This is a genomic window from Rhizobium sp. NXC14, from assembly GCF_002117485.1.
Taxonomy (GTDB): domain Bacteria; phylum Pseudomonadota; class Alphaproteobacteria; order Rhizobiales; family Rhizobiaceae; genus Rhizobium.
The window spans coordinates 728,743-747,390 of the sequence record NZ_CP021030.1 but is presented as its reverse complement, the minus strand read 5'-3'; the positions used below and the strand labels follow the sequence as shown (position 1 = coordinate 747,390).

The window sequence follows — 18,648 nt, the reverse complement described above, 5'->3', positions numbered from 1 at the left end:
TGTTTCGTAAGCCCGGAGGCTTCAGGCCGCCTCGTTCATGTTCGGCCCCCAAGTTGTTTCACCTTTGACAAAGGTTTCTTAACGAAAGGTTTCCATGACAGGTCATTGCTGAATGGTGAAAGCTTGTGGTTTACCGTTCCTTATCAGTCCCTCAGTTCGCTCAAATTGGCGAAGAGGCGCAATGCTTCGGGGTTGGCGAGCGCCTCCTGGTTTTTCACGGGCCTGCCGTGAACGACCTCGCGCACCGCAAGCTCGACGATCTTGCCTGACTTGGTGCGGGGAATATCGGCAACCGCGATGATCTTTGCCGGCACGTGCCGCGGCGAGGCGCCGGTGCGAATACGCGTCTTGATCGCCTTGATGAGATCCTCGGTCAGCGTCACACCTGACGCAAGGCGGACGAAGAGGATGACACGGACATCATCATCCCACTCTTGGCCGATGCACAGCGCCTCGGCCACCTCGTCCATCTGTTCCACCTGGTTGTAGATTTCGGCCGTGCCGATGCGCACACCGCCGGGGTTGAGCGTCGCATCCGAACGGCCATGGATGACGAGACCGCCATGCTTGGTCCATTCGGCAAAATCGCCGTGGCACCAGACATTGTCGAACCGGTCGAAGTAGGCGGCGCGATATTTGGCGCCATCAGGGTCGTTCCAGAACATGACAGGCATGGAGGGGAAGGCCTTTGTGCAGACGAGTTCGCCCTTCTCGCCGCGCACCGGCTTGCCGTCATCATCCCAGACGTCGACCGCAAGACCGAGGCCCGGCCCCTGGATCTCGCCGCGCCAGACCGGCTGCAGCGGATTGCCGAGCACGAAACAGGAAACGATGTCGGTGCCGCCCGAGATCGAGGCGAGCTGTACATCTTCCTTGATGCCCTCATAGACGAAGGTGAAGCCCTCGGGCGACAGCGGCGAGCCGGTGGAGGTCATCAGCCGGAGGCTGGAGAGATCGTGGCTTTTGCGCGGCGTCAACCCGCCCTTGCGCACCGCATCGATATATTTTGCCGAGGTGCCGAAAATCGCGAATTTTTCCGCCTCGGCATAGTCGAACAACACATTGCCGTCAGGTGCAAAGGGCGAGCCGTCGAACAGGCAGAGCGTGGCGCCGCTGGCGAGCCCGCTGACCAGCCAGTTCCACATCATCCAGCCGCAGGTGGTGAAGTAAAAGAGCTTCTCGCCTGCCTCCAGGCCGCAATGCAGCCGGTGCTCCTTGAGATGCTGCAGCAGTGTGCCGCCGGCCGAATGCACGATGCATTTCGGCACCCCGGTCGTGCCTGAGGAAAAAAGGATGTAGAGCGGATGACCGAAAGCAAGCGCCGTGAAGGCGATCTCTTTGGCCTCATAGGGAGCAATGAAGGCGTCCAGCGTCGAAGCCCCGGGCGTCCTGCCCGCCACCGCCTGGGCATCGCCGGCATAGTGAACGACGATCGTGGGAACACCGAGGCTTTTGGCCACCGCGGCAACCTTCTGGCCTACGTCCTGCAGCTTGCCGGAATACCAATAGGCGTCGCAGGCGATGAACAGCCGGGGGCCGATCTGGCCGAAGCGGTCGAGCACACCCTGCTCGCCGAAATCGGGAGAGCAGGATGACCAGATGGCGCCGATCGAGGCGGCGGCAATCATGGCGGCGACGGTCTCGGGCATGTTCGGCATCATAGCGGCAATGCGGTCGCCCTTGCCGATGCCGAGTGCCGCGAAGGCCTGCTGCAGCTTGGAGACCAGTGCGCGCAACCGATCCCACGACCAACGGTCTTCGGCCTTGTCCTCGCCGCGGAAGATGATGGCGTCGGCCTCACCGCGGCCAGGCAGCAGGTTTTCGGCAAAATTCAGCGTCGTGTCGGGAAAGAAGCGGGCGCCGAGCATGCTGTCGCCGTCGACGAGCACCTCTGCGCCGCGCTCTCCCTTCACGCCGCAGAAATCCCAAACCGTCGACCAGAATTTCTCCCGCTCGGCCACCGACCATGCATGCAGATCCTCGAAGCCGGAAAGCGCAAGCCCGAACTCGGAATTACAGCGCTCGATGAAGGCATGGATCGGGCTTGTTGCAACGGTCTCGGCCGAGGGCACCCAAAGTGGCTTGTTATCCTGCATTCACTCCTCCTCCCCAATCCCGTCCTTATATCATGCTGCATTGCATTATAAAGTGCGCGACCGTCCGATCCCAAGCCTAAACGCGTCGCATAAACCGGATTCATGCGACGCGGTTCGGCTCTTCGTTTTATGATGTCATTGTCCCGGGCCCGCTGCACGCTTCCGGGCGACATGCATTGGATTTGCATAGGCCTGATATTTCATATATCGGGCGAAATCAGCGCTTGACCGGTAAGCGGCGGAGATCATGAGTACGTCTAGACATCACAGGTGGCGCAGGAAGATCGGGCCGGTTTCGCGCTGGCTTCCGGCCTTTGCCCGCATGTCGACACTGCTTCTGCTGGTTGCGCTTGCGCTGTTCGTGGCCCTCAGGGTCGCAGCACCCTATCTCATCACGGCCGGTTTCGTGCGCTCCGGCATCGAGGATGCGCTGTCGAAATGGACGGGCTACCATGCCGAGATCAAGGGTAATCCGGTTCTCGAATTCTGGCCGACGCCGCGCATCACGCTGAACCAGGTCACCATCCGCCAGCCGCGCGAAAGCGGCGACAAGCTGCTCGGCAGTATTGAAAGCCTGTCGGCGGATTTCAGCCTCATCGATGCGCTGCGAGGCCGGACGAGTTTCCACGAATTCCATCTGCTGCGGCCCAACCTGGCGCTGACGCGTGACGAGAACGGCCTGATCGACTGGAGTTACGCCGGCCTGCTTGCGCGCGCGATCAGCGGCGTGCGCTACGAAAACGGGGCTGAGGTGCTCGATCCCGCTCTCGATGCCGAGATCGGTGCGGTCACCGTCGAGGACGGCACGCTTGCCGTCACCGACCTCAAGAGCGCCAAGACTTACAATTTTGACAGCGTCACGGCCGACATTGGCTGGCCACGGCTCTCGGGCGCGATCTCGGCTGTCGTGATCGCCCGTATCAACGGCGTGGACCTGAAGGTGGATTTCGCCTCGCGCCAGCCGCTGCTTGCCTTTGCCGGCAAGAGCGCGGAGACGCGGACATCGCTGACGTCAAACCTGCTGACGGCCCATTTTCAAGGGATCGCCAGCATCGCCAACCTTTCGGCGCTGTCCGGCAATATCGCCGTCAGCATTCCCGATGTGCCGGCATTTCTGACATGGTCGGGCAGATCGCTCCCCGGCGTCGGCACTCTGAAGAGCGCCTCGCTGGAATCCGACATCATGTCGTCGGGCAGCGGGCTGCGTTTCAACAATCTCAGCCTGTCGCTGAACGAGGCGAGCGCCACTGGCGTGATGGACCTTTCGACCACGGCCGGCAGACGGCCGAAGATCGGAGGCACGCTCGCCTTCGACCACATGAACCTGAAGCCGTTCCTTGATGCTTTCGCCCTGAGATTGGCGGCCGGTGAGGCGGAGGACATCTCCGCCGGCATCAGCGAACCGCTGCAGTTGCTCGACGTCGACGTCAGGCTTTCGGCGCGGCGCGCCGAGATGGGCCGCTTCGAGCTTTCCGATGTCGGCGCCAGCATGATCGTCACGGGCGGCGAGGCGAAATTCGATATCGGCGACAGCGGCTTCGAAGGCGGCGAAATGACGGCGCATCTGGAGGCGACGCGGCGTGACTTCGACGGCGGCGGCAAGCTGCAGCTGTCGATCCGCGACGCCGACTTCGCCGGCCTTGCCGAGCGTCTGCAGCTCAAAGGGCCGCTGCCGCTTGCGACGGGATCGCTCGATCTTGACCTGCAGTCGTCGAAGGCGATCTGGACGGCCGGTCTTGCCGACGTCACCGGCAGACTGCATTTCTGGACGAGGGAGGGCACGATTCCCGGAATTGACCTAGGAGCGCTCAGGACACAGGCGGCCCAAAAGCCGTTCTTTCCGCTGAGTGCCGCAGCGGGCGGCGCTTTCGCCTTCAACCAATTGGACCTTCAGGCCGATTTCGCCAACGGCTCCGCCGAAATCCATGACGCCCGCATCGTCGGGCCGACGCAGACGCTGGCGCTTTCCGGCGTGGTCACCTATCAGTCCAACGGTCTGGCGCTTTCCGGTTCGCTGGAGACAACCGATCCGGCCAAGGCAGCAGAGCTGCCGCTTCTGCCGTTCTTCGTCGGCGGCTCATGGCCGAACCCGGTGATCTCGCCGGTTCCACTTCTGAACACCGCGCCCCACGCGCAATAGCCATCGGGACGACCGATCTGCCGTCGTTTCACAACAAGTTCCATTGACACAGCGAATCGCTAGTTGGCGGCAACCCAACGCTGCGGCCTTCTCAAAGGGCGGGCGTACCAGCCTCTCGCCGAGAAAAGGCCTGGCGGTCATCGGCGAAAAGCATTCCGAGCAAGACCAGCCTGCGCCGGGGACGATCGGTTAATTACCAATCGTATGGCGGCGGTAGATCGACCGTGCTCCTTCATACTATTCAAGCGCCATGAGCGGCACGCCAGCCTGCAGATAGTCGCCTTCCTTTACAAGAAGGTGGACCTTGCCCGCCTTCGGGGCAGCGATCTGTGTTTCCATCTTCATGGCCTCCATGACCGCCAGGAGATCACCTTCGGCAACAGTAGCGCCATCCTCTACCTTGAAGGATTGCAGCGTTCCGGAAACTGGTGCCACAACGCCTTCTTCCTTGTTTTGACCGTTCGCATCGGCTGCGGCGGTGTCGATCCGACCGACTGTGCTAAGACCGGATAACAATATGTTTGGCAGTCCAACTGATACGCGCTTGCCGTCAATCTCCAGCCATGTGTGGGTCATGGATGGGTCATTTGCCGGTTCGGGACGTTCCATCGCGTCTGGCATGGCGGCAAAGTCAGTCTCGATCCATCGCGTATGCACCTTGAAACCATCGCTGCCGATGAAGTCCTTGGTTTCGATGGCCGCACGGTGGAACGGCAGGACGGTTGCCACGCCCTCGATGCGGAATTCTTTCAAGGCGCGGCGAGCGCGGCGCAGCACTTCGTCTCGGTCTGAGCCGCTTACGATGAGCTTCGCCATCAGCGAATCGAACACGCCCGGAATGCTGGAACCGCCAACGACGCCACTGTCCACACGTATTCCGGGGCCGGAAGGCGCATCGAAAACCGAGATGGAGCCGGGCGTCGGCAGGAAACCCCGGCCGGGGTCTTCGGCGTTGATGCGAAACTCCATGGAATGGCCACGCGGTTCCGGCGTATCGATGACACGCAGCTTATGGCCTTCTGCGATGCGAAATTGCTCGATGACCAGATCGATGCCAGTCGTTTCCTCGGTTACGGGATGTTCCACCTGAAGCCGAGTATTGACTTCGAGGAAGGAAATCGTTCCGTCAACGCCGAGCAGGAATTCAACGGTACCGGCACCTGAATAGCCTGCAGCCGCGATGATTGATTTCGCCGCCTCGTGAATCTTGTGCCGCTGCTCCTTGGACAAGAAAGGTGCCGGCGCTTCTTCGATCAGTTTCTGGTTCCGGCGCTGTAGGGAGCAGTCTCGCGTTCCAAGAACGAGGACATTGCCGTGCTTGTCCGCAACGACCTGCGCTTCGATATGGCGGGGTCGATCGAGGAAACGTTCGAGGAAACATTCGCCGCGACCAAAGGCGGCGGTTGCTTCACGAACGGCGGATTCGTAAAGATCGGAGATTTCCTCCATTTTCCACGCGACCTTCAGGCCGCGACCGCCGCCGCCGTGAGCCGCCTTGATGGCAACAGGAAGGCCATATTCCTCGGCAAAGGCGATGACTTCTGCGGCGGAGCAGACTGGACCATCGCTTCCCGCGACCAACGGTGCACCTACGCTGGTGGCAATGCGTCGCGCCTCCACCTTGTCGCCGAGCGCTTCAATGACCTGGGGGGCCGGGCCGATCCAGGTCAAACCGGCATCCATTACCGCTTGCGCAAATTCGGCGCGCTCGGAGAGAAAACCATAACCGGGGTGTACGGCGTCTGCGCCGGCACGTTTTGCAATGGCGATCAGCTTGGAAATGTCAAGATAGGTTTCCGCAGGGCGGATACCTTCAAGTGCATAAGCCTCATCCGCCAGGCGCACAAATAGTGCGTCTTGATCAGGGTCGGCATAAACGGCGACGGACTGGATACCGTAGTCGCAGCAGGCGCGGATGATGCGCACCGCGATCTCGCCCCGATTGGCAATCAGTACTTTCTTCATCGCTGTTCTCCTCGGAATTCTGGGTTCTCGCCCGCCGATATTTCGGCGAACGGGCCTATTGGCCGGAACCTGATTTTTGCGTTCACCGGAATCTGACCCGCAAGATCAAGGTGATAATTGGCGACTGCGCCGATAACCGGATAACCGCCGGTCAACGGGTGATCGTTAAGGAACAGGACCGGCTGGCCGCTGTGAGGTATCTGGATGGCGCCTGTCGCAGTACCTTCGCTTGCCAGTTCGGCGCTATCCTTCCGTTCGACCGGAATGTCGCCAGCCAGCCGGATGCCGACGCGATTCGACTGTGGCGTCACCTGCCATAGCTGGCCTGTCAGGGTCTCGAGTCCCCTTTGCGTGAACCAGTCCGTGCGAGGACCCAGAACCACATCGAGCGTTACCACATCGCAAGGCCCCGGTGGATCGAAAGCCGGTACCTCGAAGATCGAAACGCTCGAAAGGCCTGAGTTCACGAGATTTAAAAAGAGGGTTGAGCCAGCAGTGACCGGCTGGGGGCCGACAATCGCCAACGTATCGGTTGCTACGCTGCCAAGAACAGGTTCGACCTTGAAACCGCCGCGCACAGCAAGATAGCTGCGCATGCCCTTCAGCGGTTGGCCAAAGGTCACCACATCGCCGGGCTCAACGGATACCGGGGCATAAGCTTCGGCAGTGAATGTGCGTCCGGCTGCGGTTTTGATCGTGATCGAGCCGAGCGCTCCGGCAGCACCAATAACGGTCCGGCTTGAGCTTTTGAAGGAAAAACCGCCGAGCGTCAGTTCAAGACAGGGTGTGTTGGCGGGATTGCCGACAATGCGGTTAGCGGCATTGAAAGCACTTCGATCAAGCGCTCCGGCTGCCGAGATGCCCTGCCCGGTTTGGCCGAAGCGTCCGAGATCCTGAAACAGCGCCGGCATCGGTGCCGCAAGAACCTCGAAGCGTGGTGCGGTCCTGTCTGTTTCCGCCTCATCTTTACGCGGCGTCGTGGAGGCAACAGAAACGGTGTTGCCTGCCATATTGAGGAAGCGGACGCGATAACCAGGCTGGAGAAGCGCGCCTGGATCGCGATCGATATCCCACATCTTCAATGGCGTTGTGCCGATGATCTGCCAGCCACCGGGGCTGTTTTGCGGGTAGACGCCACTGAAAGCGCCGGCAAGCCCGACGGAGCCAGCGGGTATACGGGTGCGGGGGCTTTGGCGGCGTGGTACGTGAAGCGCGGGGTCGCCACCGACGAGATAGCCGAAACCGGGCGCAAAACCACAAAAGGCGACAATGAACTCGCTTTCGGTGTGCCGACGGATGACCTCTTCAACACTCAGGCCGGTCAATTCAGCGACGTCGCCGAGATCTTCGCCGTCGTAACGAACGGGAATTTCGACGAGATTTTCCGAGACGGCGATTTTGGCCGAGAGATCGCGGGTCGCAAGCCTGCTTGCCAGTGTCTCGCCGCTAATTCTCTCTGGGCGAAAACGGATCATCAGCGTCCGGGCCGCCGGAACTGTTTCTTCGATACCTTCGATCGGATCGGCTTGAAGGGAGGCGAACAAAGCAAGCGTCTGGTCAAGATCGGCCAGTTCGACAAGCAGGGTGGTGAGGCTGACCGGAAGAAAACGCATTCTGTTCTCACACGTGATCGGCAGAATCGGAAATGTCGGTTACGAACATGTGGCTCGGTGCACGGGTTATGGCGAAGCGAACGCCGGAGGCCATGATGGCTGCCACGGCTTGCCTAAGGCAAGAGGGGGAATGCTCATGCGCTGTTCCTCAATTGGCGGGCGTGAACGAACGGATTTCGACGCCTTCCAGTTCGAAACGGCGGCGGACTTCCTGTGCTATGGCAACGGCGTCGGGGCTGTCGCCATGAACACAGATGGATTGCGCTTCAATCTTGATGCTGCTGCCGTCGATGGCCTCAAGCGTACCTTCACGGGCAAGCTGCAACATGCGCTCGGCGATATGGGTGGCGTCGTGCAGCACCGCACCGGCTTGGCGGCGGGAGACCAATTGTCCCTGCGGAGTATAGGCTCGGTCGGCAAAGGCTTCTGCGACAACAACGAGCCCCTCCTTGCGGGCGAGATCAAGAATGGGTGCTCCGGCAAGGCCCACTAGGATTAAGGAAGGATCGACGGCCTTTATGGCGTCGATGACGGCCCGTCCCTGTCTTGAGTCGTTCGCGATACGATTGTAGAGTGCGCCGTGTGGCTTCACGTAACGAACGGTCGTGCGAGCGGCTGCGGCAACGCCCTTCAGCGCGCCGATCTGATATATGACGTCGGCAATCAGTTCTTCAGAGGTGGCATCGAGATCGCGGCGGCCGAAGCCGACGCGATCCGGGTAGGAGACATGCGCGCCGACCGCGACGCCCTTCTCAGCAGCACCCTTGACTGTGCGGTAGATCCCGGCCGGATCACCGGCATGAAAACCGCAGGCAATGTTGGCGCTGGAAACAACGGCGAGCATTGCGGCATCATCCCCCATGCTCCAAGCGCCGTAACCTTCGCCAAGATCGCTGTTGAGATCGATAACGGCCATCATGATATTCCTCCTGAAGCAGTGGACTTGCGTGGCCACACCAATATGGCCGGCTAAAGTTTGGGTGGATGATTTTAATAGCCGAGCAGCGCGAAGATAGGGCCAACGGACTTGTAGGCCATGTACCAGGTCAGGCAGCAGGCGAGTGCACCAAGGCCCAGGAGCCACCGAGGATATTGGTATCCATGCATCAGGTCTGCGCGCTTCCAGGCTGCGAACAACAGGATCGAAAGACCGATGGGCAACACGAGACCGTTCAGACCGCCGACGAACACAAGCATAGCGGCCGGCGGGGTGGTGACAAGCATATAGGCGATCAGCGAGATGCAGATAAAACCAACTGTCGACAAGTTACGTTGCCGCTCGCTCATATCCGGCTTGAAGGCCGTGAGGAACGAGACCGACGTGTACGCTGCGCCGATAATGCTGGTTAGCGCCGAAGCAAGGAAGACTGCGCCGAACAGGCGGAAGCCGATGTCGCCGGCCGCGGCATGGAAGGCCTGGCCTGCCGGATTTGCTGCTTTGCCGGACAGGTCGATGACCGCTCCAGAGGCAACGACGCCGAGAACGGCCAGGAACAGGATATAGCGCAACACTCCGGTGATAGCGATGCCGCTCAGCGCCGCGCGATTGACCGCGCCGATGTTTTCGACTCCGACCGTTCCTTTGTCGAGCAGGCGATGCGCACCGGCATACGTAATGTAGCCGCCGATCGTGCCGCCCACGATCGTGGTGATGGTGGCAAAGTCAATTGTGGATGGCAGGACCGTCTGGTGGAAAGCATCAGCGACCGGTGGACCGGAAACGACTGCAGCGTAAAGAATAAGTGCAAGTTTGACGAAGGCGGCGACGAAGACCACGCGATCCATCGCCACACCCGCACGACGCGAAACGAAGATGCCGATGGCAACAAGGGCGCCGATCGCTCCGCCGATCTTCGGATCGAGACCGATCATGGCATTGAGGCCAAGCCCTGCCCCTCCCATATTGCCAATATTGAAGAACAGGCCACCGATAATCACCAGAACGGCCAGCAGATAACCTGAACCCGGGATTGCCGCGTTGGCAACTGCCGGCGCCCGCATGCGGGTCACCGTTACAATACGCCAGACATTTGCCTGGACGACGAAGTCGATCAAGATGGAAACGATGATCGCGAAGGCAAAGGCTGCCCCGAGCTTAACGGTGAAATTGGCCGTCTGTGTGATGAAGCCCGGTCCTACGGCTGCCATCGACATCAGGAACATTGCGGAAAGTAAGGCGTAGCGCTGCGCTTTGGCGCTTTGCACAGCCGCAACCTGGCGGCCGTGCGCGAGCTCGGTCTGCTGCATGGAAGTTTCTCCGTTTATCGTCACCCGCCCCTCGCGGATGCTTTTAGCACTCCCATCATGATCTGCTCTGCGACGTTGTCAAGATTGTTCAACGATCATTACTCATCGTTCCGCCAAAAACATGCAAAAATGGAGCGTATCTCTCATATTGTTGATCGATACACAATGTCTTAATCAGAGACACCTCCAGCGCGATGGGAGCAGGCGAAGACGTAGCTAACTGATTGTTCAACGATCAAATTGCATCGTTTACTGAAACCGTACTGATTTCCCCATTAAATGGATTTTCCGTTCTCACATTGGCGCTTCCAGTCGCCCATTTTAGTGGTATGCAATGGCCGAGTATCCCCATGCGGCAGAAGAGGTTTCGGTGACCGAAAAAGCTGAGAATCAGCCCTTGGCAGACCGATTGGCGAAGCGCATCCGCGCTTTGTTGATCTCCGGTGAATTGTTACCTGGGCAGCGGGTGTCGGAAGCAGGCTTCAGTGATCGGTTTGAAGTGTCGCGTAACTCACTCCGCGAGGCCTTTCGGCTGCTTACCAAGGACGGATTGCTCCGCCACGAGACCAATCGGGGTGTATTTGTAGCAACACCGAATGTGGCTTCTATCATGGACATCTACCGAGTTCGCCGGATGTTGGAATGCGGCGCGCTTCGGCAAGCCTGGCGACTTCATCCTGCGGTCAAAGCGATGCGCGAGGCTGTGGAGGAGGCGAAGACCAAGCGTGAAGAGCAGGACTGGCATGCAGTAGGAAGTGCGAACATGAAATTTCACAGCGCGATCGTGGACCTAGCAGACAGCGCACGGCTTAGCGATTTCTACGAACGCGTTGCAGCAGAGTTGCGCCTTGGGTTCGGGCTTCTGGATAATCTGGAGCAACTTCACGCACCGTTCATTGATATGAACAACACTATCGTTACCCTGACAGAAAAAGGTGAGAACAGTCAGGCGTGCCACGAGATGGAGACCTACCTCAATCTGTCCGAGCGAGCACTCTTAAAGGCGTTCGAGCGGGCATCCTATCTCGGCTGAGATTTCACAACGATGCGCTCTCGGCGACATCGGTGAACGAAGTCAAACGTTCATGTCGTCAGCGACCGCCAGCCAGACCTGCTGGAGCTCTTCGTTTTCGTTGGATCAGGCGCCGGCAGCAGCCGCCCACTCATCGCGCTCGCGCTGCACTTCGCGGCGCTTGGTGACGATCGATGCGCAGATAACGCCGACCGCGACGATGGCGATCAGGATCGTGCAGATCGCGTTGATCTCGGGCGTCACCCCAAGGCGCACCTGGCTATAGATCTTCATCGGCAGTGTGGTTGCGCCGGGGCCGGAGGTGAAGCTTGCAATCACGAGGTCGTCAAGCGACAGCGTGAAAGCCAGGATCCAGCCCGAAAACACCGCCGGCGAGATGATCGGCAGCGTGATCTCGAAGAAGGTCCGCACCGGCGGCGCACCCAGATCCTGGGCGGCTTCCTCAATGGACTGGTCGAAGCTCAAGAGCCGTGACTGCACGACAACGGCGACGAAGCACATGGTCAGCGTCGTATGCGCCAGCGTGATCGTCCAGAAGCCGCGGTCGAAGCCGATCGCCACGAAGAGCAGCAGCAGCGACAGACCGGTGATGACTTCCGGCATGACGAGCGGCGCATAGACCATTCCCGAAAAGAGCATGCGGCCGCGGAAGCGGCTATAGCGCACCAGCGTCAGCGCCGCCATCGTGCCGAGGACGGTCGCGAAGGTGGCCGACAGCAGACCGACACGGATCGTTACCCAGGCGGCATCGAGCAGGGCCTGGTTCGAGAGCAGCGAGACATACCATTTGGTGGAGAAGCCACCCCAGACGGTGACGAGCTTCGATTCGTTGAAGGAAAAGACCACCAGCAGCACGATCGGCAGATAGAGGAAGGCAAAGCCGAGCACGACGGAGATGATGTTGAAACGGGTCCATCTCAGCATGGCTTACTTCCCCCGCTCTTCGGCCTTGGCCTGGACATTCTGGAAGAAAACGATCGGGATCACCAGGATCATCAGCAGGATGGTTGCGACCGCCGAGGAGACCGGCCAGTCTCTGTTCGCGTTGAATTCGTTCCAGAGCGTCTTGCCGATCATCAGCGTCTGCGAACCGCCGAGAAGATCGGGAATGACGAACTCGCCGACGGCAGGGATGAAGACCAGCATGCAGCCGGCAACCACACCGGGGATCGACAGTGGGAAGGTGACGCGCCAGAAGGCCTGGATCGGCGTGCAGCCGAGATCCTGCGCTGCCTCGATCAGCGTGCCGTCCATCTTTTCGAGCGCCGAATAGAGCGGCAGCACCATGAAGGGCAGATAGGAATAGACGATGCCGATATAGACGGCGGTGGTGGTGTTGAGGATGATCAATGGGCTGTCGATCACATGCAGCGACAGGAGAAGCTGGTTCAGCAGCCCTTCGGGCTTCAGGATAGCGATCCAGGCGTAAACGCGGATCAAGAAGCTCGTCCAGAACGGCAGGATGACGAGCATCAAAAGCGTCGGCCGCATGCGGCGCGGGGCCTGAGCCATGCCATAGGCGATCGGATAGGCGATCAGCAGCATCAGCAAAGTCGAGACCGCCGCGATGATGACGCTCGAGAGATAAGCGTTGAAATAGAGCGGATCGTCGGTGAGATAGCCGTAATTATCGAAGGAGAAGGTCGCGACCTTGCTCCAGAAACCACCCCAGCCATCGGCAAAGGAGAAGACCGGCTCGTAGGGTGGGATGGCGATTGCCGTCGTCGACAGGGAAATACGGAAGACGATGAAGAACGGCGCCAGAAAGAAGAGCAGCAGCCAAGCATAGGGGATAATGATGACGAGACGGTTGTAAAGGCGAGATGCGAAAGTTTCCATAGCCTCAGTCCTTCAGCAGCACGCCGCCATTCTCGTCGAACGAAACCCAGACCTCCTGATCATAGGTGAAAGGGTCTTCGACGGAACGCTGCGCGTTGAGGGAAGAGGCTCTGACGAATTTGCCGCCCGGCAGCTTAATGTGGAAGACGGTCATGTCGCCGAGATAGGCGATATCCCAGATCTCGCCCTTGGCGGCATTGACCGAGGCGTTCGCGGGGGCCGTGCGCGTCACGCGAATCTTTTCCGGGCGGATAGCAAAACCGACCGTGCTGCCGGTCGCCGGCGCCTCCGTGGCGGCAGTCCGGATCGTCAGGCCGCTTTCGACTGATATCTCGACCGCCCCGCTTCCAGACGTCGTCACCTTGCCGTCGAAGATATTCACGTCGCCGATGAAGTCCGCGACAAAGCGGCAATTCGGCGCCTCGTAGATTTCGCCCGGCGTTGCCACCTGCACGACCTGGCCGTGGCTCATGACCGCGATGCGGTCGGCCATGGTCATCGCCTCTTCCTGATCATGGGTGACCACAACGAAGGTGAGGCCGAGCGTCTGCTGCAGGTCCATCAGTTCGAACTGGGTTTCCTCGCGCAGCTTCTTGTCGAGCGCGCCGAGCGGTTCATCGAGCAGCAGCACTTTCGGGCGTTTGGCGAGCGAGCGGGCGAGCGCGACGCGCTGGCGCTGACCGCCGGAGAGCTGGTTCGGTTTGCGTGAGGCAAACTGCTCCAGCTTTACGAGCTTCAGCATCTGCGTCACGCGCTCGACTATTTCGTCCTTCGGCATGCCGTCCTGCTTGAGGCCGAAGGCGATATTCTTCTCGACGGTCATATGCGGAAAAAGCGCGTAGGACTGGAACATCATATTGACCGGCCGCTTGTAGGGCGGCGTGCCGGCGAGGTCGGTGCCATCGAGGATGATCTCGCCCGAGCTCGGCTGCTCGAAGCCGGCGAGCATGCGTAGAAGCGTCGACTTGCCGCAGCCGGAGGCGCCGAGCAGAGCAAAGAACTCGCGATGATAAATGTTCAGCGACAGATCATCGACGGCGGTGAAATTGCCGAAACGCTTGGTGACATTCTTGAAGGCTATGAAAGGTTTTGCAGAAGGATCGGTCCAGGGTGCGAAGGCGCGGCGGATATTGCCCAAAGATTTCATCATATTCCCCGAGAATAAGTTTTCAGCCGGCCTCCACCCCGGCCGGTAATTGAAAGGCCCGGACGTTTCCGTCCGGGCCTGGCACCAACCTACTGGCCGGTCACGACCTTCGTCCAGATCCGCGTCGCCGTGCGTTGGGTCTTCGGATCCCACGGCTTGACCGTGAACAGGTTCTTCATCACCGCGTCGGTCGGATAGACGGCCGGATCTTCCAGCACTTCCTTGCTGACGAACTGCTGCGAGGCCTTATTGCCGTTGGCATAGAAGGTGTGGTCGCTCGCCTTGGCGATGACCTCGGGCTTCATCAGGTAGTTCAGGAATTCGTGCGCCTCGGCCACATGCTTGGCATCGGCCGGGATTGCCATCATGTCGAACCACATCTGGGCGCCCTGCACGGGGATCGAATAGTTGACCTCGACACCGTTCTTGGCCTCGGCCGCGCGGTCGCGGGCCTGCAGCATGTCGCCGGAATAGCCGAAGGCGATGCAGATATCGCCATTGGCAAGGGCGTTGATATATTCGGAGGAGTGGAACTTGCGGATATAAGGGCGCACCGCCGTCAGCAATTCCTCGACCTTCTTGAAATCTTCGGCCTTGGTCGAGTTCGGATCGAGGCCGAGATAACGCAGCGCCGTGGTCATCACGTCCTTCGGCGTGTCGAGCACGTAGATGCCGCAATCCTTGAACTTCTCGGCCACCTTCGAGTCGAATATCACTTCGAGACCTGGCTTGGCATCAGGCCCGAGGATTTCTGCGACCTTCTTGACGTTATAGCCGATCCCGTCGGTGCCCCACATGTAGTCGACAGCGTATTCGTTGCCCGGATCGTAGGCAGCGGTGCGCTCCTGGATCACATCCCACATGTTGGAAAGGTTCGGCAGCTTGGATTTGTCGAGTTTCTGGAAGACGCCAGCCTGGATCTGACGCTGCAGGAAGTCGGCCGTGGGAACTACGACGTCATAACCGGTGCCGCCGGCAAGCAGCTTGGTTTCGACAGTCTCATTGGAATCGAACGTGTCGTAGACGACCTTGATGCCGGTTTCCTTGGTGAAATCGGCAAGGATGCTGTCGTCGATATAATCCGACCAGTTGTAGACGTTAACGACGCGCTCCTGCGCAACGGCCGGCGCGGCGGCAAGGAGCGCGGCGATGGCTGCGGCCGTCACGGTTGCGATGGTTGACCTCATGAATTCTCCTGTTTGTTCGAAGAGCCCGCATCCCGCGAACATTTTTTTCCCTCTGGTTTTGTCCGCAGACTAAGAAGGAATTTCTAAGCCCACAAGCGCAAAAACTGCGCCTTCAATCATTTCACAATCACTGGAAGTCGAAGGCGCTGAGACCCGCCACCATCTCGTCGAGCCCGAGCGGCCGCGTTACCGGCGGCTCGGCGCGGGAAAGGCAGCCGCGCCGCTCGCAGAGACGACAGGCCGGGCCGATTGCAACCGGATCGAGCGCCGCCGCCTGCCCGTAGACCACGCCGTCTGCAAGAGCGGCATCGCAGCCGACCAGGATCGCAGTGCGTCTGATTCTTTCGCCGAATTCGACGCTCGGCCCCTCCAGGGTGCGCGCGACCGTCAGGAAGGACGCGCCATCTTGCATGACCACTGTCTCGGCAAGAATCTGGCCCGGCTGCAGGAAGGCGGCGTGGATATTGAGCTTCGGACAGCCGCCGCCGAAACGGGCCTGCGGAAAGCCTTGGGCGCCAGCTCGCCGCAGCCGATGGCCGGCCGCATCGATCTCGATCAGGAAGAAGGGGATTGCTGCCGCGCCGGGTCGCTGCATCATCGTCAGACGCGTTGCCGCATGGCCGAAGGAGACGCCGAAACGCGTCCGAAGAATATCGATGTCGTAACGCGTCGCCTTGGCCGCCGAAAGGAAGGCTTCATAGGGCATGGCCAGCGCCAGTGCCGCAATGCGGGCAAACTCGAAGCGGGCGATGCGGCGCGCCTCGGCGGAGGAAAGTTGGAGATCGTCGAGCTCGGCATCGATGGCCGGCAGCAAGGCAAGGGTCGCTGCCTCGACCGCTATCTCGTGCGCACGATCGGCCGGCGACAGGCGTTCCGAAATGAAAAGCCGCATCGAATGGCGATCGAAACGGCGGCGCAGATCCGGCATGACGTGCACGGGTAAGACGCGCACCGCAATGCCGCGTTCGGCGCGCAGCCAGTCCTTCAGTCCCGCCGCAAGATCGAGGCCGCCGGGCACCGTCGCAGCAAAGGCTTCCGCCGCTGCCTCGATCCGTCCGAAATAGCCGGATCGGCGCTCCAGCGCCTCGCGCAGCTCGTCCAGCGGCAGTCGGCCGGCGGCAACGGGCGCATGCCCCTCGGCCGCCATCAGCACTGTCAGATCGGATAGCCGCGCGGCCTGTTCGCGGTAGGCACGATAAAGCTTGATCATGCCGCTTGCGGCATTCGGCGCCGCTTCAGCCACCTCCACCAGTTCCTGGTCACCGGGCAGTTCGCCTGATAGCAGCGGGTCGGCGAAGACCTCCTTCAGCTGACCGAGACTGCCGCCGGTCTGTCCCCGCAACTCCTCCAGATCGATCCGGTAGACGGCCGCAAGCTTCAGGAGCAGCTGAACCGTCAACGGCCGCTGGTTGCGTTCGATCAGGTTCAGGTAGGAAGGCGAAATCTCCAGCGCCTCGGCCATGGCGGTCTGCGTCAGCGCCAGCGCATTGCGAATGCGCCGCAGTTTAGGGCCTGCGAAGATCTTCCGTTCCGCCATGTCACACCTTTGACAAAGAACAGGGGCGCTTAATTTACAAAACTTTACTACTTCACAGCGCCCCTCTGTCAATCCTCGTCATCTTAACCTCTTTCCGGTCCGAAAATCAAAGGTTTTTCTGGCCATAACGGCGCAAATTGTCAATCTTGTCATTCATTCACGCAATGACGATTTTCAGTGAGGAAAGCCCGCATGACCGATTTTTACAAGCTTGTCCGAAATGCGCCAGCAGGCCGCTTTGACGGTATCGAACGGCCCTATTCCGCCGCTGACGTAGAGCGGCTGAGAGGCTCGGTGGCGCTCAGCCATACGCTCGCCGAAATGGGGGCGGATCGCTTGTGGCAGCTCATTCATCAGGAAGACTTCGTCAATGCGCTCGGCGCGCTCTCCGGCAACCAGGCCATGCAGATGGTGCGCGCCGGGCTGAAGGCGATCTATCTCTCCGGCTGGCAGGTGGCGGCCGACGCCAATACCGCATCGGCGATGTATCCCGACCAGTCGCTTTATCCCGCCAATGCCGGGCCGGAACTCGCCAAGCGCATCAATCGCACGCTGCAGCGCGCCGATCAGATCGAGACCGCAGAGGGCAACGGCCTTTCCGTCGAGACCTGGTTTGCACCGATCGTTGCCGATGCGGAAGCCGGTTTTGGTGGGCCGCTCAACGCTTTCGAGATCATGAAGGCCTATATCGAGGCGGGTGCGGCAGGCGTCCATTTCGAGGACCAACTCGCTTCGGAGAAGAAATGCGGCCATCTCGGCGGCAAGGTGCTGATCCCGACGGCCGCCCATATCCGCAATCTCGACGCCGCCCGGCTTGCTGCCGACGTCATGGGCGTGGCGACCCTGGTCATCGCCCGCACCGATGCGGAAGCAGCAAAACTGCTGACGTCTGACATCGATGAGCGCGACCAGCCCTTCGTCGACTACGATGCCGGGCGCACGGTCGAAGGCTTCTATCAGGTCAGAAACGGCATCGAGCCCTGCATCGCCCGTGCCGTCGCCTATGCGCCGCATTGCGACCTGATCTGGTGCGAGACCTCGAAGCCGGATCTGGAGCAGGCTCGCCGTTTTGCCGAGGGTGTCCACAAGGTCCATCCGGGCAAGCTGCTTGCCTATAATTGCTCGCCATCGTTCAACTGGAAGAAGAACCTCGACGAGGCGACGATCGCCAAGTTCCAGCGCGAGCTCGGCGCAATGGGCTACAAATTTCAGTTCATCACGCTCGCCGGCTTCCACCAGCTGAACTATGGCATGTACGAGCTGGCGCGCGGCTACAAGCAGCGGCAGATGTCGGCCTATTCCGAATTGCAGCAGGCCGAATTCGCCGCGGAAGTGAACGGCTATACCGCCACCAAACATCAACGCGAGGTCGGCACCGGCTATTTCGACGCCGTGTCGCTCGCCATCACCGGCGGCCGGTCTTCGACCACGGCCATGCACGATTCAACCGAACATGCGCAGTTCAAACCGGCTGCGGAATGACCCGAAGAGGAGGATAGATCATGGCATCCATCGCACGCGTCCGCGAACGGGCCGAAGAGCAGGCATCGAGCATGAGCGAGGATCAGCAGACGACGATCCGCATGCTCGCCAATGACCTGCATCGGCTGAACCAATCCGTCATGAAGGCCGTCGAGGCCGGCGTTTCTGTCGAACTGGTGCGCTCGGCCCGTCACCACGGCGGCGACGGCAACTGGGGCGACCTGTTGATCCCGGTCGTCGTCACCAACCGGCACTGACGAAATAGGCGGCAGCCCGGGCACGTCGCTCGGATTGCGCTCGGTCACAGCGTCCGCGCCGCGAAAGAATGCGCGGACGCCCTATCGTCTTCCAGTCTTCCCGGG

At 60.4% G+C, this 18,648-nt stretch carries 14 protein-coding genes and 1 pseudogene; 4 read left to right on the top strand and 11 right to left on the bottom strand.

All coding sequences use genetic code 11. The features are described from left to right. Nucleotides 1-143 precede the first annotated feature (143 nt). The gene (locus tag NXC14_RS03665; RefSeq protein ID WP_085777006.1) at nt 144-2,096 is read right to left on the bottom strand and encodes an acetoacetate--CoA ligase; all 1,953 of its coding nucleotides are present in this window, start codon (nt 2,094-2,096) and stop codon (nt 144-146) included. Nucleotides 2,097-2,343: 247 nt separating this feature from the next. On the opposite strand from NXC14_RS03665, the gene NXC14_RS03660 reads away from it, so the two are divergent. Beyond that, nucleotides 2,344-4,236, top strand: a complete 1,893-nt coding sequence (locus NXC14_RS03660) for an AsmA family protein (RefSeq protein WP_085777005.1) — start codon at nt 2,344-2,346, stop codon at nt 4,234-4,236. 237 nt (nt 4,237-4,473) lie between these two features. On the opposite strand, the gene NXC14_RS03655 is transcribed toward NXC14_RS03660, so the two are convergent. The 5 genes and pseudogenes from NXC14_RS03655 to NXC14_RS03640 form a co-directional block, all read right to left on the bottom strand. After that, nucleotides 4,474-6,201 (bottom strand): biotin carboxylase N-terminal domain-containing protein, encoded by a 1,728-nt coding sequence (locus tag NXC14_RS03655; RefSeq protein WP_085777004.1) that lies wholly within the window; start codon nt 6,199-6,201, stop codon nt 4,474-4,476. Next, nucleotides 6,198-7,814: a 5-oxoprolinase/urea amidolyase family protein gene (locus tag NXC14_RS03650; RefSeq protein ID WP_085777003.1), complete on the bottom strand. Its 1,617-nt coding sequence runs from the start codon at nt 7,812-7,814 to the stop codon at nt 6,198-6,200. Before NXC14_RS03650 ends, NXC14_RS03655 begins: the two co-directional genes overlap by 4 nt. A gap of 7 nt (nt 7,815-7,821) precedes the next feature. Then, nucleotides 7,822-7,917, bottom strand: a pseudogene (locus NXC14_RS32275) (DUF1445 domain-containing protein); the annotation flags it as partial. 45 nt (nt 7,918-7,962) lie between these two features. Continuing rightward, nucleotides 7,963-8,730, bottom strand: coding sequence for a 5-oxoprolinase subunit PxpA (locus NXC14_RS03645; protein WP_085779967.1), 768 nt, complete (start codon nt 8,728-8,730; stop codon nt 7,963-7,965). 74 nt (nt 8,731-8,804) lie between these two features. Further along, nucleotides 8,805-10,061 (bottom strand): NRAMP family divalent metal transporter, encoded by a 1,257-nt coding sequence (locus NXC14_RS03640; protein ID WP_085777002.1) that lies wholly within the window; start codon nt 10,059-10,061, stop codon nt 8,805-8,807. A 370-nt stretch (nt 10,062-10,431) separates the two neighbouring features. Here NXC14_RS03640 and NXC14_RS03635 point away from each other — a divergent pair, with 370 nt between their 5' ends. Continuing rightward, entirely contained in the window at nt 10,432-11,094 is a 663-nt protein-coding gene (locus NXC14_RS03635) for a GntR family transcriptional regulator (protein ID WP_085779966.1), read from the top strand. A gap of 105 nt (nt 11,095-11,199) precedes the next feature. On the opposite strand, the gene NXC14_RS03630 is transcribed toward NXC14_RS03635, so the two are convergent. The 5 genes from NXC14_RS03630 to NXC14_RS03610 form a co-directional block, all read right to left on the bottom strand. Further along, nucleotides 11,200-12,018, bottom strand: coding sequence for an ABC transporter permease (locus tag NXC14_RS03630; RefSeq protein ID WP_085777001.1), 819 nt, complete (start codon nt 12,016-12,018; stop codon nt 11,200-11,202). A gap of 3 nt (nt 12,019-12,021) precedes the next feature. Next, nucleotides 12,022-12,933 (bottom strand): ABC transporter permease subunit, encoded by a 912-nt coding sequence (locus NXC14_RS03625; RefSeq protein ID WP_085777000.1) that lies wholly within the window; start codon nt 12,931-12,933, stop codon nt 12,022-12,024. Nucleotides 12,934-12,937: 4 nt separating this feature from the next. Continuing rightward, nucleotides 12,938-14,080 carry an ABC transporter ATP-binding protein gene (locus tag NXC14_RS03620; RefSeq protein ID WP_085779965.1) on the bottom strand — a complete coding sequence of 381 codons (1,143 nt, stop codon included), beginning with the start codon at nt 14,078-14,080 and terminating at the stop codon, nt 12,938-12,940. Nucleotides 14,081-14,169: 89 nt separating this feature from the next. Further along, a complete protein-coding gene (locus NXC14_RS03615; RefSeq protein WP_085779964.1) occupies nt 14,170-15,267 on the bottom strand; it encodes a polyamine ABC transporter substrate-binding protein in 1,098 nt (365 codons plus the stop codon). Between the two features lie 127 nt (nt 15,268-15,394). Continuing rightward, nucleotides 15,395-16,804, bottom strand: a complete 1,410-nt coding sequence (locus tag NXC14_RS03610) for an XRE family transcriptional regulator (RefSeq protein WP_085776999.1) — start codon at nt 16,802-16,804, stop codon at nt 15,395-15,397. Between the two features lie 192 nt (nt 16,805-16,996). Between NXC14_RS03610 and aceA the strand changes: the two genes are divergently transcribed. Together aceA and NXC14_RS03600 are read left to right on the top strand one after the other, a co-directional pair. Then, nucleotides 16,997-18,286, top strand: a complete 1,290-nt coding sequence (gene aceA / locus NXC14_RS03605) for an isocitrate lyase (RefSeq protein WP_085776998.1) — start codon at nt 16,997-16,999, stop codon at nt 18,284-18,286. Nucleotides 18,287-18,306: 20 nt separating this feature from the next. Continuing rightward, nucleotides 18,307-18,543: a hypothetical protein gene (locus tag NXC14_RS03600; RefSeq protein ID WP_064800722.1), complete on the top strand. Its 237-nt coding sequence runs from the start codon at nt 18,307-18,309 to the stop codon at nt 18,541-18,543. Nucleotides 18,544-18,648: the final 105 nt, after the last annotated feature.